This is a genomic window from Candidatus Fukatsuia symbiotica, from assembly GCF_003122425.1.
Lineage (GTDB): Bacteria > Pseudomonadota > Gammaproteobacteria > Enterobacterales > Enterobacteriaceae > Fukatsuia > Fukatsuia symbiotica.
This window is the reverse complement of the sequence record NZ_CP021659.1, coordinates 1776775-1796079: the sequence shown is the minus strand read 5'-3', so window position 1 is coordinate 1796079 and position 19305 is coordinate 1776775. Positions and strand designations below refer to the sequence as shown.

Annotated in this window: 13 protein-coding genes and 2 pseudogenes; 8 read left to right on the top strand and 7 right to left on the bottom strand. The window is 41.3% G+C overall.

What is annotated here, in order from left to right:
• Positions 1-139: 139 nt before the first annotated feature.
• From CCS41_RS17400 to tig, 6 genes and pseudogenes are all read right to left on the bottom strand, one after another.
• On the bottom strand, positions 140-526 hold the full coding sequence (locus CCS41_RS17400; protein WP_072549726.1) for a ComEA family DNA-binding protein: 387 nt from the start codon (positions 524-526) through the stop codon (positions 140-142).
• Between the two features lie 142 nt (positions 527-668).
• Positions 669-2552 (bottom strand): peptidylprolyl isomerase, encoded by a 1884-nt coding sequence (gene ppiD, locus CCS41_RS08680; protein WP_072549727.1) that lies wholly within the window; start codon positions 2550-2552, stop codon positions 669-671.
• Positions 2553-2638: 86 nt separating this feature from the next.
• Positions 2639-4996: an endopeptidase La gene (lon, locus tag CCS41_RS08675; RefSeq protein WP_072549728.1), complete on the bottom strand. Its 2358-nt coding sequence runs from the start codon at positions 4994-4996 to the stop codon at positions 2639-2641.
• Between the two features lie 182 nt (positions 4997-5178).
• A complete protein-coding gene (clpX, locus tag CCS41_RS08670; protein ID WP_072549729.1) occupies positions 5179-6453 on the bottom strand; it encodes an ATP-dependent protease ATP-binding subunit ClpX in 1275 nt (424 codons plus the stop codon).
• A 274-nt stretch (positions 6454-6727) separates the two neighbouring features.
• Positions 6728-7396 (bottom strand): ATP-dependent Clp endopeptidase proteolytic subunit ClpP, encoded by a 669-nt coding sequence (clpP, locus tag CCS41_RS08665; protein WP_072549730.1) that lies wholly within the window; start codon positions 7394-7396, stop codon positions 6728-6730.
• A 174-nt stretch (positions 7397-7570) separates the two neighbouring features.
• Positions 7571-8871 (bottom strand): annotated as a pseudogene (gene tig, locus CCS41_RS08660) (trigger factor).
• Positions 8872-9334: 463 nt separating this feature from the next.
• Between tig and CCS41_RS08655 the strand changes: the two are divergent.
• Positions 9335-10063 (top strand): 1-acylglycerol-3-phosphate O-acyltransferase, encoded by a 729-nt coding sequence (locus CCS41_RS08655; RefSeq protein ID WP_072549731.1) that lies wholly within the window; start codon positions 9335-9337, stop codon positions 10061-10063.
• A 185-nt stretch (positions 10064-10248) separates the two neighbouring features.
• Positions 10249-12072, top strand: a complete 1824-nt coding sequence (locus CCS41_RS08650) for a hypothetical protein (protein ID WP_072549732.1) — start codon at positions 10249-10251, stop codon at positions 12070-12072.
• Here CCS41_RS08650 and CCS41_RS08645 read toward each other — a convergent pair.
• Positions 12057-12874, bottom strand: a pseudogene (locus CCS41_RS08645) (shikimate 5-dehydrogenase). The gene CCS41_RS08650 and the pseudogene CCS41_RS08645 sit on opposite strands and share 16 nt — an antisense overlap.
• A 109-nt stretch (positions 12875-12983) precedes the next feature.
• Here CCS41_RS08645 and CCS41_RS08640 point away from each other — a divergent pair.
• The 6 genes from CCS41_RS08640 (at position 12984) to rfaC (ending at position 19299) form a co-directional block, all read left to right on the top strand.
• Positions 12984-13976, top strand: coding sequence for a lysozyme inhibitor LprI family protein (locus tag CCS41_RS08640; RefSeq protein ID WP_072549734.1), 993 nt, complete (start codon positions 12984-12986; stop codon positions 13974-13976).
• Between the two features lie 209 nt (positions 13977-14185).
• A complete protein-coding gene (pitA, locus tag CCS41_RS08635; RefSeq protein WP_072549735.1) occupies positions 14186-15697 on the top strand; it encodes an inorganic phosphate transporter PitA in 1512 nt (503 codons plus the stop codon).
• A 58-nt stretch (positions 15698-15755) separates the two neighbouring features.
• The gene (gene uspA / locus CCS41_RS08630) at positions 15756-16202 is read left to right on the top strand and encodes a universal stress protein UspA (RefSeq protein WP_072549736.1); all 447 of its coding nucleotides are present in this window, start codon (positions 15756-15758) and stop codon (positions 16200-16202) included.
• Between the two features lie 78 nt (positions 16203-16280).
• Complete coding sequence (gene rfaD, locus CCS41_RS08625) at positions 16281-17216, top strand: ADP-glyceromanno-heptose 6-epimerase (protein WP_072549737.1); 936 nt, start codon at positions 16281-16283, stop codon at positions 17214-17216.
• 56 nt (positions 17217-17272) lie between these two features.
• Positions 17273-18334 (top strand): ADP-heptose--LPS heptosyltransferase RfaF, encoded by a 1062-nt coding sequence (gene rfaF / locus CCS41_RS08620; RefSeq protein ID WP_072549738.1) that lies wholly within the window; start codon positions 17273-17275, stop codon positions 18332-18334.
• Positions 18334-19299 carry a lipopolysaccharide heptosyltransferase RfaC gene (gene rfaC / locus CCS41_RS08615; protein WP_072549739.1) on the top strand — a complete coding sequence of 322 codons (966 nt, stop codon included), beginning with the start codon at positions 18334-18336 and terminating at the stop codon, positions 19297-19299. Before rfaF ends, rfaC begins: the two co-directional genes overlap by 1 nt.
• Positions 19300-19305: the final 6 nt, after the last annotated feature.

Sequence of the window (19305 nt, the reverse complement as noted above, 5' to 3'; positions counted from 1 at the left end):
CCATTCGAAATCTCGAAATCGTCATAAACGATTCAGATGAGAAAAGAATGAGCGGAAAAGCGCAGTTGCTTTTGTGTACTTTTACTTATTCCCGCGCCCCACCCCGTTTTGGGGGCATGGGATAAGTGTCACATCCCTCTTACAATGTTAGTTTAGCGCTATTTTGTTGTAGGAATACGGGTCCTATACCTGAAACTTCCCGTAATTGATCTAGCTCGGTGAAAGCACCGTATTGCTCACGGTATCTGACTATCGCTTCAGCCTTTTTGATACCAATGCCATTAAGAGATTTGGCTAATTGTTCTGCTGTAGCGATATTGATATTAATACGTTCTAATGAAGTGTCCTCCATCTTGGCACCAGGATTTCCTTTGACTCTATTTTGCTCTTTTGGTAGCGAATTAGCGGGCGTTGCCATATTTTTATCTGAAATACCGGTACTAACCGGTGCAGCAACAACACCGGAAGTTGAACCCAAAATCCCCAGTAACCATGTTAATAGTAGTCGTGTACGAATGTTCTTCATGTTGTTGTATCCTCCATGTGTTTGACAACATGCTTACTGTGCCGCAGCCTGTTTTTCCCCGCAATTAGCAGCGAACAAATATGAGAGAGGCCGCTAAAGCGGCCTTACTTGGTTACATGGTTTTGCAGAGGTAATGTGATACTTACTGTGATTGTCGCTCGGTCGCACCTATTTTTATGGTCGCTTGTTGATGCAGATTCGCCATTAATGTCGCAAAAGTTATTCCGCTGGCACCCTGCTGCATCTGGCTGATAAAGGTTTTCATCTCGTCCTGAGATAATTTACCTGGAATGACATTCAGTAATTCGATCAATACCACGTTGCCTTGACGATCCTGAGATAAACCATATACCGGCTTATTTTTTTGTGGCGGTGCTAACCTGAAGATGGCTTTCGTCAGTAGCTCATCATCTGCGGAACGGGACAGAGTTTTTTTCTCAGTAAAACTCAGATCTACGGTTTTCATCGCGGCGGCACCTTTGTCTTGTTTTAACGCCGCCAGAATTTTTTCACCCTCAGCTTGAGCGAATTGCTGTGCTTTTTGACGTTTAACTAATGCGGTTATTTCGTTATGAACCTGCTTGAAAGGTTCTATTTTTTCAGCTTTATGCCCCGCTACACGAATAACAAAAGCTTTATCCCCTTCGACAGTAATGACGTCAGAATTACCACCGGCTCTTTCCTTTGTTCCGATTAAAGTATCATCGAACATTGTTTGTATTAAGGGTTTAAAGTTTAGTTCGGCAGGAACAGTTGCACGCGTGAACCAGCCAGTCTGTTGGGCTTTCGATCCTGCCGCTTTTTCAGCAGACGCCAATGAATCGTTATCGTTGGTGGCCGCTGCACTCACTTTTTGTTGTAACGCGTAATAAGCGTCTAGCGCTTTTTCCTGTCTCACTTGCTTAGCCAGTTCAATTTGTATTTCACTTAATGGTTTGATCTGCTCTGTCTGAATATCGTTTAAACGTACCAACAAATATCCCACCGAAGATTTTATGACACCTGAAAGTTGCCCTTTTTCGGTTAAATTCGCTTGTTTTAACTCGTCAACGGTGGTTTCAGGTTGTAACCAACCCAAGGCACCCCCCTTTTTGCGCGAGATAATATCGGTTGATCTCTGTTTGGCCAGTGTTGCAAAATCAGCACCGTTTTTCAGTTCAGACAAAGTAGATTCTGCCTCTTTTTCGGTTTTAAACTGAATCACACTGAAGTTTTTACGTTCCGGCTGCTTGTAGTTATCTTTATGTCGATCGTAATAAGTTTGAATATCCTTTTCATTAACTATAATTTTGTCTTGTATCGCCGCTGCATCTATCTCAATGAAGCTAATTTTTATTTCTTCCGGCGCGATAAAATTATTTTCATTCTGATCGTAATAAGTCTGCAGTTCTGCTTCGGTTACTTTCTGTCGAGTCTGTAATTTATTGATATCGAACGTTGCGAGACGAACATCACGTTGTTGTAAAATCAGTTTAGATGTGGCTTCAGCTTCTTGAGGCAAAATAAATTCACTGTCACCCACCGCTTGTAGCAATTGTTTCATGATTACCTGTTGACGCTGTAGCCGGGCAAAGTGTTCGGCTGTATATCCCATGCTAGTAATCAGGTTAAGGTATTTAGCATTATCAAATTTATTATTCGTCTGAAAATAAGGAATCTGGCGAATCGATGCTTTTACTTGTTCGTCACTGACCGTTAAACCAAGCTTTTCAGTATATTGATCGAGTAATGTATTGTTGATTAACTGTTCAAGTGCTTGCTGGCGTAACTGCTGCATGTAACCTTCGTTACCCGCTAGGGTGGAGAATTGTTCGCCTAATTGCTGTTGTAAACGAGAACGTTCACCTTGAAATACCTCCTCTAACTGTGCACGGCTAATTTTTTTGCCATTAACTTTAGCGGCATAATTGTCAGTCTCGTCTATTAGGTAGCCGCTGACACCGGTTAGGATAAAGGAGAGGATAATTAAGGCAATAATGATCTTGAGGGCGACATTGTTAGTAGCCGCACGTAGCTTTTCCATCATAAGGTGACAATACTCCGCTGTGTATAGTAGCTGGTAAGTCTATTTGACTTACCAGCATTAGCGCTATCAATATTTATCGCGCACCATCACTCTTTTAAGGGGATAGGCTGTGCACCAAAAGGAGGATTTTGCAATGCTAAAGTTAAAACATCGTCGATAGCTTTCACTGGATGGATACTGAGGTCAGCGATCACATTATTGGGAATTTCCTCCAGGTCACGTTTGTTTTCATCCGGAATCAATACTGTTTTGATGCCACCACGGTGCGCTGCCAGTAATTTTTCTTTTAAACCACCGATAGGCAATACCTGACCTCGTAATGTGATCTCACCCGTCATCGCAACATCCGCACGTACTGGATTACCAGTCAGGCAAGAAACCAACGCTGTACACATCGCGATACCAGCACTTGGGCCATCCTTTGGGGTCGCCCCTTCTGGAACATGTACATGAATATCGCGTTTTTCGTGAAAATCAGCGGCGATACCCAGTTTGTCAGCACGGGCGCGTACCACCGTTAATGCCGCTTGAATGGATTCTTGCATCACTTCACCCAGTGAACCGGTGTAACTGAGTTTACCCTTCCCTGGAACGCTGGCTGTTTCGATAGTGAGTAAATCGCCTCCCATTTCTGTCCAGGCGAGTCCGGTCACTTGTCCGATTCGATTTTCTGTATCCGCTCTGCCATAGTCAACTTTTTGCACACCGAGGAAATCTTTCAGATTATCCCCGTTGATTTCAATCTGTTTGAGAGGTTTTTCCATCAACAGCTTTTTCACCGCTTTGCGGCACAGTTTGGAGATTTCACGTTCCAGACCACGCACGCCTGCTTCTCGGGTGTAAAAACGGATAATGTTGATAATGGCACTGTCTTCGATCGTCAATTCAGCTTTTTTAACCGCATTGCGTTCAAATTGTTTTGGCAGTAGATGCTGTTTGGCAATATTGAGTTTTTCATCTTCGGTATAACCAGAAAGGCGGATCACTTCCATACGATCCAACAGTGGCGCAGGAATATTCATTGAATTAGAGGTTGCCACAAACATTACATCAGACAGATCGTAATCGACTTCAAGATAGTGGTCGTTAAACGCCACATTTTGTTCTGGATCAAGCACCTCTAATAACGCCGAAGCTGGATCACCACGCATATCAGCAGCCATTTTATCGATTTCATCCAATAGAAAAAGCGGGTTTTTCACCTTTACTTTAGCCATTTTCTGAATCAGTTTACCGGGCATGGAACCAATATAAGTCCTGCGATGGCCACGTATTTCAGCTTCATCACGCACGCCCCCTAGTGCCATACGCACATATTTACGGCCAGTCGCTTGGGCGATAGATTGACCGAGAGAGGTTTTGCCTACTCCCGGCGGGCCGACCAAACAGAGAATGGGACCTTTTATCTTATTGACACGGCTTTGTACGGCGAGATATTCCAAAATGCGTTCTTTAACTCGCTCCAAACCATAATGATCGGTGTCCAACACTTGCTCTGCTTTAACCAAATCCTTTTTAACCTTACTGCGACTATTCCAGGGTACTTGCAACATCCAATCAATGTAACCGCGTACGACTGTTGCTTCTGCCGACATCGGTGACATCATTCTCAGCTTTTGCAACTCAGTTTCGGTTTTTTCACGTGCATCTTGTGGCATTTTTGCCGCTTCAATTTTACGTTTTAGCATCTCCTGTTCATCAGGAGCATCATCCATCTCTCCTAATTCTTTCTGAATCGCCTTCATTTGTTCATTGAGATAGTATTCACGCTGGCTTTTTTCCATCTGTTTTTTTACACGGCTACGGATGCGTCTTTCAACCTGTAACAGATCGATTTCTGATTCCATCATTGCCAGTAAATATTCAAGACGCTCAGTCACTGAAAACATCTCAAGTACAGCCTGCTTGTCAGTTAACTTCAATGGCATATGAGCAGCAATAGTATCAGCAAGGCGCGCTGCATCTTCGATACTGTTTAAAGAGATTAAAACTTCAGGAGGAATTTTTTTATTAAGTTTTATGTAACCTTCAAATTGATTAATGGCTGTGCGCATCAAAACCTCTTGTTCGCGCTCATCCATCAATGCCGGTTTCAGATATTCAGCAAATGCTGCAAAATGCTCACCGCTATCTGAAAGTGTCGTAATATTCGCTCGCTGTAATCCTTCTACCAGTACTTTTACCGTGCCATCGGGCAATTTCAGCATTTGTAAAATAGAAGCTACGGTACCAACAGAAAATAGATCCTTGATGCAGGGTTCGTCCGTTGAAGCTTCTTTTTGTGCAACTAACATGATTTTTTTATCATGATCCATCGCAGCTTCTAGGCAGCGAATCGATTTTTCTCGACCCACAAACAGTGGGATCACCATATGGGGGTAAACCACCATATCACGCAATGGCAATACAGGGATTTTTATGCGTTCAGAACGCTCAGGGTTCATAGAACTCTCTCTTAGCTTATTGCCTGATTTATAAGAAATCTCATGAAACACGGGTCGTCACGAATTTCACTACATAGATTTCTGAGTATATTGGGACGAAAACATGAGATTCAACAATAACGACGTGAGGAAAAAGAAACGGAGGATGAGATCCCCCGTTTTACATTAACTCTTTGGATTAATTACTCACCCATCGCTTGAGCTTCAGTATTACGGTAAATCAACAACGGAGAAGATTGACCAATGATAGCTGATTCATCCACTACTACTTTATCCACTCTTTCCATTGATGGTAGATCGTACATAGTATCCAGTAATGCCGCTTCAACAATAGAACGCAAACCACGTGCGCCTGTTTTACGTGCCATTGCTTTTTTGGCAATCGCTATCAATGCATCTTCACTGAACTCAAGCTCGACACCTTCCAGGTTGAACAGCGCTTGATATTGTTTTGTCAACGCATTTTTCGGCTCTTTTAAAATCTGAATCAATGCATCTTCACTTAATTCACTGAGTGTTGCTACCACGGGCAAACGCCCTATAAACTCAGGAATTAAACCAAATTTAATCAAATCTTCTGGTTCGGCCTGTTTTAATAATTCACCTTCACTTGCCTTCTCAGATGCATTTTTCACCGTAGCGCCAAAACCAATACCGGTACCGGTATTCAGACGTTGACCGATAACTTTATCTAATCCGGCAAAAGCTCCACCGCAGATGAAAAGAATTTTTGAGGTGTCAACCTGTAAGAACTCCTGTTGTGGATGTTTACGCCCCCCCTGTGGGGGTACTGCCGCAACAGTGCCTTCGATCAGTTTCAACAGTGCTTGCTGCACACCTTCCCCGGAAACATCACGGGTTATTGATGGGTTGTCTGATTTACGTGAAATTTTGTCAATTTCATCAATATAGACAATACCCCGCTGTGCTTTTTGTACATCGTAATCGCATTTTTGCAACAGTTTTTGTATAATATTTTCTACATCTTCCCCTACGTAACCAGCTTCAGTCAGGGTGGTCGCGTCTGCCATAGTAAAGGGCACATCCAAAAAACGCGCCAAGGTTTCTGCTAACAGGGTTTTGCCGCTACCAGTAGGACCGATCAACAAAATATTGCTTTTACCTAGCTCAATGCCGTTGCCAGTATCACCGTTACGCAGGCGTTTGTAATGGTTGTACACCGCAACAGCCAATGCTTTTTTCGCCGGGTCCTGTCCGATAACATAGTCATCAAGATGATGGCGAATCTCCCGTGGTGTCGGCAACGCGCTTCGTTCTTTGTGTGGCGGAGCAATTTCTCTGATTTCCTGGCGAATGATGTCGTTACATAGATCGACACATTCGTTGCAAATATATACCGCTGGCCCAGCAATCAACTTAAGTACTTCATCTTGATTCTTGCCACAGAAAGAGCAACATAGCAGCTTTCCCGACCCCCTTTTGCGCTTCTCTGTCATCAATAAACCTCTTCTTTTTTTTAGTCCCTACCACCGCAGAATAAACACCGCAGCAAAGTAATCGTTCAAATTATCATTTAATATTGCATTATCACAAAGCATGACGGCTAATCCTGCTGATACCGCTCAAATAACCCGCGATTTGTACTGGAAAGTACTTGTACCACAACATTTTTACTGCAGTATATCGGATCGCCGAAATAAATCGTTGGTCAGGGTGCCATAATACACAACACATACGTGGCGGATCATACCTTGTAACAGCCGAAGAAGATTATTTTTTACTTTTTTTGACACTATTGGTTCTACTAGTGTCAGGTAAAGCTCGATGATCTAATACACTGTCTATTAAACCGTATTTTACTGATTCTTCAGCAGACAAAAAGTGGTCACGTTCTGTATCTTTTTTTATTGTTTTAAGTGTTTTACCTGTGTGTTTCGCCATAAGTTCATTCATGCGTGTTTTTACTTTTAAAATTTCTTGAGCATGAATTTCTATATCGCTGGCTTGACCTTGATAACCACCCAACGGTTGGTGAATCATCACACGAGAATTGGGTAAACAATAACGTTTGCCTTTTGCTCCAGCGGTCAACAGGAAAGCGCCCATTGAGCACGCTTGCCCGATACACATGGTACTGACATCAGGTTTGATAAACTGCATGGTGTCATAAATAGACATCCCCGCCGTAATTACGCCGCCTGGTGAGTTGATATACAGAAAAATATCCTTTTCTGGATTTTCGGCTTCCAAGAATAACATCTGAGCTACAATCAGATTGGCCATGTGATCTTCAACTTGACCGGTCAGAAAAATAACGCGTTCTTTCAATAAACGCGAATAAATATCATAAGCACGTTCCCCACGCGAAGTCTGCTCTACAACCATTGGCACAAGAGCCATGTTCGGTACAAATTGATTTTGCTTTCTGTTGTACGACATTATCGTCTCCTAATAGAGTTTTAACACCACTGATCATCGATTCTACTTGAGATAATCAGCAATGACCAATGGTTAACGAGACAAACAAAAAAACCCGGAACCAATGGCGACGGGCTTGATGGGTTGAGTATTCATTTACACTAAATATTAATTAGTCAAATACATTAAAAAATATTATACAACAGCAGACGGATTCATCAGTTGACTGAAGGTGGTTACCTTTTCGCTTACTTTGGCTGTAGCCAGGATCGTCTCTACTACTTTTTCTTCCAGAACCACATTACGCATATTGTTTATAAATTCTTTCTGATTGCTATAAAAGCTAACGACTTGTTGTGGATCTTCATAGGCAGATGCCATTTCTTTAATCAATTCCTTGACACGATCTTCATCGGCTTTCAGCTCATTTTTTTGGATCACTTCAGCGAACAGTAAACCGGTAACAACTCTATTTTTAGCTTTGTCTTCAAACTGTTTGCGTTGTTCTGATGTCACTTGCTTGGCATCACCGCCAAATTGTACGAATTGCTCGATAAGAGAATCAACCTCGCTGGCAATCAAAGTTTTTGGAACTTCAATCTTATTTGCCTTAGCCAATTCCTCGATAACTTTAGCCTTAACACGGCTACGTATCGTGCTTCTCAGCTCACGTTCCATATTTTTACGGACTTCAGCATGTAAACCAGTCAAAGAACCATAGCTACGCCGAAATCTTTAATGAATTGTTCCGTCAACTCTGGCAATTGCCGTCTTTCAACTTTTTTCAAGTCGATAGCAAATTCAGCTAATTTACCTTTCAGATTTTCAACATGATAATCTTCAGGGAAATTCACTTTTATGGTAAATTTTTCGTCGACTTTACGACCGATGATACTTTCAGCAAAGCCTGGGATCATGTCATTTTCACCGATCACTAATAGGAAACCAGATGCATGTCCCCCCTCAAACTCTGTGCCGTCAATAGAACCGGTAAAGTCAAGTGTGACCTGATCTTCCGCCTGTACAGCCGCTTTTGTTTCTTGCCAACGTGCTTGTTGTTTACGCAAAGTTTCTAACATATTATCAACATCTGCATTACTGATGGTAACAATCGGTTGTTCTATTGTAATGTTTTCTAGACCTTTCAGCTCAATAACCGGACAGACTTCAAATTCTACTGAATAAGTAAAATCTTGTCCCTTTTTGTATTCACCTGGAAAATAAGTCGGTGAACCAATAGGGTTGATGTTTTCTTGATCAAACGCCTCAACAAAATGGCGAGACATCAGCTTACTGAGTACATCCTGAGAAACAGAAAAACCGAAATGCCGTTCGACAATATTCATTGGTACCTTTCCTTTACGGAAACCATCGATACGAACAGTCTTAGCCCTATTAGCCAGCTCGCTTTGTACTGCTTTTTCAATATCACCAGCAATAATCGTAATGGTCATGCGCCGCCCAAGTCCTTGAGTGGTTTCAACAGAAACTTGCATCTTGCTTACCTCAAAAATATTACAGTGTTCGGTCAACTACAGAATCCTACATAAAAACAACAATATAAGCTAACATTGTCAGCGTTTTCTAAGAACTGAGACAACCACATGACAAAACCGAGTGTCCCAGATATCAGAAGTCTCCCGAAACTATTTTGGAAAAATAAAACGCGCCATTATAGCGAGGTGTGAGATATGAGTCGAGCAACCTGGTAGATTTCACAACGTAGTCTATTCAATAACTGAGCAGCCAATCGGTTTAGCGTCAGTTTGGCCAAGCGATTCCATATTGAATTAACGTGGTTCTCGTCAATAAAAACAATTCTTGCTATTTACCTGTTTACTTTGAGGGGAGGCTGAATGGTAAACTAATGACTTCAGGCAGTAAATGAACATATTGAGCACATTTTTAACGAAGTATCAGCGAATACAATAGATTTCGAACAGGTTCTAAGAGGAAGTTATGTTATTAGTTTTACGTCTGCTACTGGCGATTTTGTATTGTCTTCTTATTTGTGTTTTTGGCTCCCTTTATTGTTTGTTTAGCCCACGGGATCCTCAGCATGTTGCTCGTTTTGGGCGCTTATTTGGTCGGATGTCAACGCTGTTTGGTATCACCGTAGAACAACGTATGCCACAAGGAGCCGCTCAGTGTAACAATTGTATCTACATTGCTAATCACCAGAATAACTATGATATGGTCACTACGGCAAAAGTCACCCCTCTTGGTAGTGTCACCGTCGGCAAAAAAAGTTTGCTGTGGATCCCCTTATTTGGGCCAATATATTGGTTAACCGGTAATTTACTGATAGATCGTGACAATCGGACGAGGGCGCACGGCACCATAGCTCAAGTGGTGGATCAAGTTAAAAAAAGAAAGCTTTCCATTTTGATGTTTCCTGAAGGAACCCGTAGTCGTGGGCGAGGCCTGCTACCCTTCAAAACTGGCGCTTTCCATGCCGCCATTGCTGCCGGTGTGCCTATTGTGCCAATTTGTGTTTCCAATACTCACGGTAACATTAATTTAAATCGCTGGTCTAATGGGCGGGTGATCGTTGAAATCATGCCGCCGATTGATACACGTTGTTACAGTAAGGAGCAGGTACGTGAACTAACTGATCATTGCCGTAATCTCATGTTACTAAAAATAAAGCAATTAGATGAAGAAATAGCGGCACAGACCCCGCTGTAAACAAGTAATATTTTTTCCCGTTCATCATTTCTCTCGTGGAATGAACTACTGCTATTTCTCTACAAAATATAAATTAGTATAAAATATTATAATTTATAATATTTTATATGATAATTTCAATATTAATATGTAAATTATAGGCTTGAAAAATAAAAATAAAAATAAAAATAAATCACGAGGGAAATATGTCTAATAAAAATAAGAGTCGAATTATACAAAATTTATTAAAAAAAACTAACGGAATCAGGGTAGTCAATGATTCTATTGCCGAGGTGAAAATCACAAATGATCATGCTTTTTATAAATTAATTTGCGAAAAAGCAGCTCATTTCGATTATTCAGTTAAACAGTTCAATTTATTGTATTTTAACATTTATGAAGAAATGATGAAAAGATCTTTTACTATTCTGGAAATAAATAATCACTGTGAAATAAATAATATTCCAGTATTTAATATGGATGAGCTACTGACTTTAATACCGAAAGAAACTAGAAAAAATTATATTGATTATCAAAGGAATACAATAAGAAATGATCAACATGAATATCTTTCCAATAAAGTGAATATTGTGGCTTCCTATATAGAGATAGAGGCAGAGTCAATAGCTAATTGTAGCCATCAAGATTATATTGTTGATTCTGATATTTATTATAAGTTTATCTATAAAAAGCTTTGTAATAGTGAATATACATACACCGAATACAATACATTGTATGAGGGGATCTCTGAAGAGTTGGTGCATACTAATCTTGATATTGACGAAATTATAAAAAGATATGATGAATATGGTATTACACCGCCAACAGAGGATGAATTAAAAGGATTAGTAAAAAAACAGGAAGACACCCGATCGGGCAATCACTTTAAGAAGAAAATAATCTTAGATTTTCAAGGGAGAATCAATATAAAAATTGATGGAACAAGTGATGATCCTACGGTTGTTACAGGCACTAACGAATTAAATTTTAATATTGATCTATTTCATAATAGATCTTCTGAAAATTCCCAAGATAAAAATAGAGAGGGCATCCTCAATAATAAAGAGCTTCTAAAGGCATTAGAAAATACGGTAAAAACATTCAATGATATTTTTGGAATAAAAAAGGACAATAACCCATTTAAAGTCTATGGAAATATTGCTAATTTCAGACTGTTTTTATTTGAAGATTCTGCAATTTATCAAGATTATTTAAACCTTACCTATGATGATACTATTTCTGGTTTTGATTTAACGGAAATATCTGATAACAATTATATTAGCAACATGTATTTGTATTATGGCAACGTCCAGCGTGATGCTAATGGAGAATGGGATTACTGGCGTTATAACTATATTATAAAACACGAGTTTATTCATGCATTAACCTTTTGCTTGACGGCTAGGCTAGATATTGGAAAAGTTCTCATGAAAGGTTTAGCAGAATATACTACACTTCTGACAGAAGGGGACAACATCGCTGATTTTACAAATCTGGTTGAAGATGAATATAAAAATTATTCTTTAGAGAAAATAATCAAAGGAAAGATTGATCCTTATAAAACAGGTATCACGGTCATTGCCTATCTTGAACAGAATTACCCAGACTTTATGGACAACTTGCTTTACGCTGCAACAGAAGATGGAAAAACGCTGGATGGTCACCTTTATTTTAAGCAAATGATGCAGGATATTTATGACAGTGAAGCAGATAAAATTCAACATGGAGGAGGATTTTCACATTGGGTACAAACCAGCTCACAGGTAAAAGGTAATGTTACTGTGTCATCCAGTGATAACAGGGTGCCCGTGCCACAACCCCTGTTAATAACGCAAAAAGTTGACCCACAACCGGGTAGTGAAGATCTTTTAAGCAATGAGTATTTTTCAGGCATGCTCGTGGAACAGTCAGATTCGTCTACTCCTACTTACTATAATACCCGGTTACCACGGGCAGATGTCTCTCGTCTAATGAACTCAATGCATCATTTTCCTGACAAAGAACCACAGGGTTCCTATGCCAGTTTCTGAGCGTGAGCGGTAGCTTGATCAACGAAGAGATCACTGGGGCGTACACCAGTGTAGAGTGCAAATTGCTCTCGTGCTTGAATAGCGATCACTTCGCTGCCACTGATGATACGCTTATTATGTTGTCCAGCGTAGCTGAGCAACGGCGTTTCGTTAGCAACCACATCAAAGATTGTCTGTGCATTCTTCATCGTCAGCTCGGTAAAAGCCAATGATGTTGCTGTTGTACTGGTTGCCATCCCCATAGGGGTAGCATTTATCAACATCTCGGCAGTCAGAGCCCCACCTCTGGCTGCCATTGATAATTGTAATGTTGTGCCAAGGTCTTCCCCGTTGATTGATTGCGCGCAACAATGTGTCCTCGCCTGAAACCGCTATCTCGCAATGCCGCCGTCACGGCTTTAGCCATTCCTCCACTACCTTGCAGTATAAATGATGTTTCCGTCGGTATCTGGTGTTTTTTAAGCAGTTCAACGACTGCAATATAATCGGTGTTATAACCGTGCAAACAGCCATTATTATTAACAATAGTATTGACAGATCCAATCGCTTTGGCTGAATTATCCAATTGATCTAAAAAAGGAATACAGCTTTCTTTAAATGGCATCGATACCGCGCAACCTCGGATACCTAGAGCGCGTATACCATTTACGGCAGCCTCGATATCGGTGGTGGTAAAGGCTTTGTAGATATAATTAAGCGCTAATTTTTCATAAAGAAAATTATGGAACCGGGTGCCGAAATTTCCTGGATTTCCAGCCAGGGAAATACATAACTGAGTATCTTTGTTGATATTAGTATTCATCATCGTTCCTTATTTGAGAAGGTATGTTTATTATAAGAGATGGAGTAGAATGCACTGTCATTGTAATGCTACTTAATTTTTGACCTATTTTCATTAGGCTTATAAAAATATGAAGATTGTTTATTTCCATTTAGTATGTTGGCTATTTTATGGCCTTATTTCATATTCTGCTCTTGCTATGCCTTGTCAAAGTGTATCGACGCCGGTCGAATATACAATATGTAATAATGATAATTTACGATGGTTAAATGATGTACTCTATGATATTTACCAAAAAGTTCTTGTTAATAAAAATACACAAGAAGTTTACCAGCAACATTTAGATTGGTTGAAAGTACGTAATAGTTGTACCACTGATGGTTGCATTGAACGGGCTTATTATCAGGGGATCGCTTTACTTTCCGATGTTGATGACAAATTTGACTGGGCAGGTAATTGGTGGAATTTAACCGCGACTAATGGCAGTGGTGGCAACATACAGATTAATGAAGTGAGCCAGTGGACAGCTTGTATGAACAGCAATATTTGGGCAGGAATTAATCATGGCAGCTATCGGGCTGAGATCCGGAAAACAGCAGGCTTAGGTATTGTTAATCATATCGCCGATACCAGCGATTGTCAGTTACTGTTGATCCCGCTGAAAAATGCTTCTATTGAGGTTTATAGCAATGCTGATTGGGGCTGTCAATTGTCGATGCCGAAAGATGTTTTTATTGACGGACATTATACTCATGCGGATAAAGATCCGCGGTCTGAAGCCACATTATTTTCTCTTGGTATTTTTACTGAAGAATATTTGGATAAACTGTTCAAGCAATTGGTAAGTGATTACTATAGCCGTTTCGTTAAAACAGCAAATGTTTATGTTTACAGTAATGATTTGGATAATATGGGTGCGAAAGTATTGTCATTATGGGTGAGGGGGATGGCAAATAAACAGGCGGCGATTATTATGTATACGCCCGGTGGAAAAATATGGGCAGCCTGTGTTGAACCTGATCGTTTGGGAGAATTAAAGGTAAATTATTGGAGTAATGTTTCTACGGATAAAAATAAGATGCCAAAGACATTGACCGTATGGCAGCAAAATTTTATCGATTAAATGGCAGCAAAGGATGTTGATTTTTGGAGCACGTTAAAAAATAGCAATGAGATAAAAATAAGGTAACTTATTGATATAAAATATAGATATTCCATATAAAGTGACGAGGAGCCGAGCTAAAGAAAAAAAAGGTTATATTTTTCTTTTCCCTAACCCCCATTGTCGCAGATAATGGAATGCGTTGATGTCCAAAAATGGCGTAACATTATATGCTGCATCTTTTTGCTGGTCTTGATTTCCATACTGGCCTAATGTTGGTTCTTGCTCTGTTTTTTGTACTATTTTATGAAGCCATTAACGGTTTTCATGATACCGCTAATGCTGTTGCAACAGTGATATATACTCGTGCGGTACGTTCGCAAGTTGCTGTTGTCATGGCGGGGATATTTAACTTTCTTGGCGTGATGCTGGGTGGTTTAAGTGTCGCTTATGCTATTGTTCATTTGCTGCCGACCGATTTGCTACTCAATGTGGGCTCAGCCCACGGGCTAGCGATGGTTTTTTCTATGCTACTGGCAGCGATTATCTGGAATCTTGGTACTTGGTATTTTGGTATACCTGCTTCCAGCTCGCATACACTGATTGGTTCTATCATTGGTGTAGGATTAACTAATGCCTTGATAACCAGTGCATCGATTGTCGACGCATTAAATGTTCCCAAGATGATACAGATCTTTTTGTCGTTGATTTTATCCCCTTTGGTAGGGTTGATTATCGCGGGCCTGATGGTATTTCTACTACGCCGTTATTGGAGCGGAACGAAGAAACGCCAACGTATTCATTTAACACCTACCGAACGTGAAAAAAAAGACGGCAAACGTAAGCCACCTTTTTGGACACGTATCGCCTTGATCGTTTCCGCTATCGGCGTTAGTTTTTCTCATGGTGCTAATGATGGTCAGAAAGGGATTGGTCTGATTATGCTAGTATTAATCGGTATTGCACCGATGGGGTTCATCGTGGATATGAACGCCACCAGTTACGATATTGCACGTACACGTAATGCGGTGACTAATCTGCAACAATATTATCGGCAGCATAGTACCGAGTTAGCTCCGGCTATCGAACCCAAGCTCTTGACTCCTCTTCCGACTCCAACCACAGTGAATACAGCAGTGAATACCACGACGCAATTTCACTGCGACAGCGTCTCGGTTATTCTGGCACTTGACCATGCAGCTACCTTATTGAATAATTTGCAAAGTTATGATCGACTGAATGCAGATCAACGCGGTCGTATGCGTCGTTTGCTGCTGTGCGCAGCGGAAACCGCAGCCATCGCCGCTAAATCACCTGAGACCAGTGCTGAAAATCGGCGTTTTTTGCATGATCTGCGTAAAGATTTACTCGAAACGGTGGAATATGCTCCCACCTGGATCGTCGTCGCCGTCGCTTTGGCGCTTTCGTTGGGAACAATGATCGGCTGGAAACGTGTTGCGGTAACTATCGGTGAAAAGATCGGTAAAAAAGGCATGACCTACGCCCAAGGTGTTTCGGCACAAATGACGGCAGCGGTTTCCATCGGCATTGCTAGTTATACAGGTATGCCGGTTTCCACCACTCAAGTACTTTCTTCGGCGGTTGCAGGTACTATGCTAGTCGGTGGTAGTGGCTTACAAAATAAGACGGTGAAAAACATTACACTAGCCTGGATTTTGACCTTGCCGATTTCTATCGTGCTTTCTGGAACATTATATTGGATAGCGTTGATGTTCCTTTAGAGCCTATTCGAAATCGTAATGAGCGATGTTCACTTAATTTTATGGAAGGAATAGATATATGGCTTATAAACATATTTTGATTGCGGTTGACCTTTCTTCCGAGAGTAAAATGTTAGTGGAGAAAGCCGTTTCTATCGCCAGACCCTATGATGCAAAAATTTCTCTTGTCCACGTAAATGTTAACTATACAGCGCTTTCCTCCAGCCTAATGGACGTACATATTGGTGATATGCAAGAGTCTATTTCTGAAAAAACTGATGATGCATTAAAGCAATTAGCGGACGAGGCAGGTTATCCTATCGAACAAACACGAAACGCCAGTGGTAGTTTGGTGTCGGCTTTGGTTAAGATTATTGAAGAATGCCGTATAGATTTAGTCTTGTGTGGTCACCATCAAGACGTCTGGAGTAAGTTTGTATCTTCCGCTCGTGAGCTGATCAACTCCTTGCCGGTCGATATGTTGATCGTGCCGCTACTCGAGGTTAAAGAAACTGAAAACAGTTAGCTCTATGTTGAAAAGGATTAACTGTATTAGATCGTGTAACATGGTGCCTAACCGAAAGAGTTAGCAGGAGTGAATACAATGATTATCGTCACTGGAGGCGCCGGTTTCATTGGCAGCAATATCATTAATGGGCTGAATAAGGAAGGGTATAAAGATATTTTAGTGGTCGATAATCTAAAAGATGGCACCAAGTTTATTAATTTGGTCGATCTCGATATTGCCGATTATATGGACAAGGAAGACTTTATCGCTGGCATTGTTGCTGGAGACGACATGGGCGACATTGATGCTGTTTTCCATTTGGGAGCTTGCTCTTCAACCACTGAGTGGAATGGCAAGTATATAATGGATAATAATTATCAGTATTCCAAAGATATCTTGCATTTTTGCCTCGATAACGATATTTCTTTTTTATACGCCTCTTCCGCTGCTGTCTATGGTAATCGCACAGATAATTTTATCGAAGAGTGTCAATATGAAAAACCTCTTAATGTATATGGTTATTCTAAATTCCTCTTTGATCAATATGTACGAGGCATTTTACCTGAGGCGGTTTCACAGATCTGTGGTTTTCGTTACTTTAATGTTTATGGTCCACGTGAAAGCCACAAAAATAGTATGGCGAGTGTTGCTTTTCACCTGAATAATCAAGTCAATGCGGGTGAGAGTCCTAAATTATTCTTCGGTAGTGAAAATTTTAAACGTGATTTTATCTACGTGGATGATGTCACTGCAGTGAACCTCTGGTTCTGGAAGAACGGTATTTCTGGGATTTATAACTGTGGTACGGGTCATGCGGAATCATTCCAAACGGTAGCTGACTCGGTGGTGGAGTACCATCAGAGTGCACCAGTGTCATACATTGAATTTCCTCAACAACTAAAAAAGCGCTATCAAAGCTTTACGCAAGCTAACCTGGGTAAACTACGTGCCGCCGGTTATGGGGAACCTTTTAAAAACGTCTCTGAAGGCGTGAAAGAATATTTAACCTGGCTCAATATCCTTAATGATTAAGGATACAAAGTGAATGTGTAGCACCCATGATCACAGTAAGGAAGGAGATAAATGGCATGAAAATACTGGTCATCGCTCCTTCATGGGTTGGCGATATGATGATGTCGCAAGGCATGTACCGCACGCTCAAAGTAAAACACCCGACAGCAAGGATCGATGTAATGGCGCCTCAGTGGTGCCGTCCATTATTAGCGAGAATGCCGGAAGTGAATCAAGCGTTACCGATGCCACTGGGCCACGGTGTTTTAGCGATTAGTGAACGCCGCCGTTTGGGTATATCTCTACGTGAAACCCAATATGAGCGTGCCTACATATTGCCTAACTCATTCAAATCAGCGTTAGTGCCTTTTTTTGCCAATATTCCACAACGTATCGGTTGGCGTGGTGAGATGCGTTATGGCTTACTCAATGATATTCGTGTGTTGGATAAATTGGCTTTCCCAATGATGATACAACGCTATATCGCGCTGGCTTATGATAAGCAAAATGTACGTTCAGCCGCCGATTTGCTACAGCCGTTGCTCTGGCCGCAATTGCAAGTTCGGGATGAAGAAATCTTAGAAATAACCACCCTATTTGACCTTACTGATCAGCGCCCTATTATCGGCTTCTGTCCTGGTGCTGAATTTGGCCCAGCCAAACGCTGGCCCCACTACCATTATTCTACATTAGCCCAACAACTCATTGATAATGGTTACCAGGTTGCTTTATTTGGCTCAGCAAAAGATCATCCAATTGGTGAACAGATCCGTTTGGCCATCAACAAAAATAATCACCATAACTGTTTGAACCTGGCAGGTCAGACTTCACTTGAACAAGCGGTGGTACTGATCGCCGCCTGTTGCGCTCTGGTGAGTAATGATTCAGGATTAATGCATATCGCTGCCGCCTTGGACAAACCCCTCGTTGCTTTATACGGACCAACCAGTCCAGATTTTACTCCGCCATTGTCGAAAAAAGCCAAGGTGATCCGTTTAACGACTGGCTACCACAAAATACGTAAAGGCCCTGCTGCTCAAGGCTATGATCAGAGTCTGATTGATATCACACCCGAACAGGTTATGACAGTCCTTAACCAGCAATTATCATCTGAATTTCCAGCAAAAAAGGCTTATTGATGCACATTCTCCTGGTTAAGACTTCGTCAATGGGCGATGTGCTGCACAGCTTGCCAGCGCTGACCGATGCGCTGACCGTTATCCCCACGCTGCGTATCGATTGGGTAGTGGAAGAAAATTTTCGTCAAATTCCCAGTTGGCATCCAGCGGTTGATCACGTGATACCGGTAGCCATCCGCCGCTGGCGTAAAAGCTGGTTTAGCAGTAATACCCGTCAAGAACGTGATGCTTTTAAGCAGCAAATACAACAACGTCATTATGACCTTGTGATTGATGCACAGGGTCTGATGAAGAGTGCCGCGTTAATTACTCGCCTAGCCAGGGGAATAAAACATGGTCTCGATTATAGAAGTGCACGAGAGCCTTTAGCGAGCTGGTTTTATCATTATTGCCATCATATTGATAGACAACAACATGCAGTAGAACGTATCCGTCAGTTATTTGCCCAAAGCCTTCATTACGATAAACCTCAAAGCGACGGTAATTATGCGATTGCTCAGCGTTTTTTACATACGTTGTCCGCTGATGCAGGGCAATATTTAGTATTTTTACATGCAACAACGAGAGCCAATAAACATTGGCCGGAGACGCACTGGTCTCGACTGATTGAATTGGTACAACCGACGGGTTTAAAAATTAAATTGCCTTGGGGAGCAGAACACGAATATCAGCGTGCTATACGTTTAGCCGCTTCTTTCCCTCATGTGGAAGTATTGCCTGAGCTTCAGTTGCAACAAATCGCTGAAATTCTGGTTGGAGCCAAAGCCGTGGTTTCCGTTGACACCGGGCTAAGTCATCTGACTGCGGCCTTGGATCGTCCCAACATCACGTTGTTTGGTCCAACAGATCCTGGTTTGATTGGTGGCTATGGGAAAAATCAAAATGCGGTGCTCTCCGAGCAAAAGAAGATGTCTACTCTCTCAGCCGCCACTGTCATGGCTAAATTGGAAAAAATCATTTTGTGAATAGCT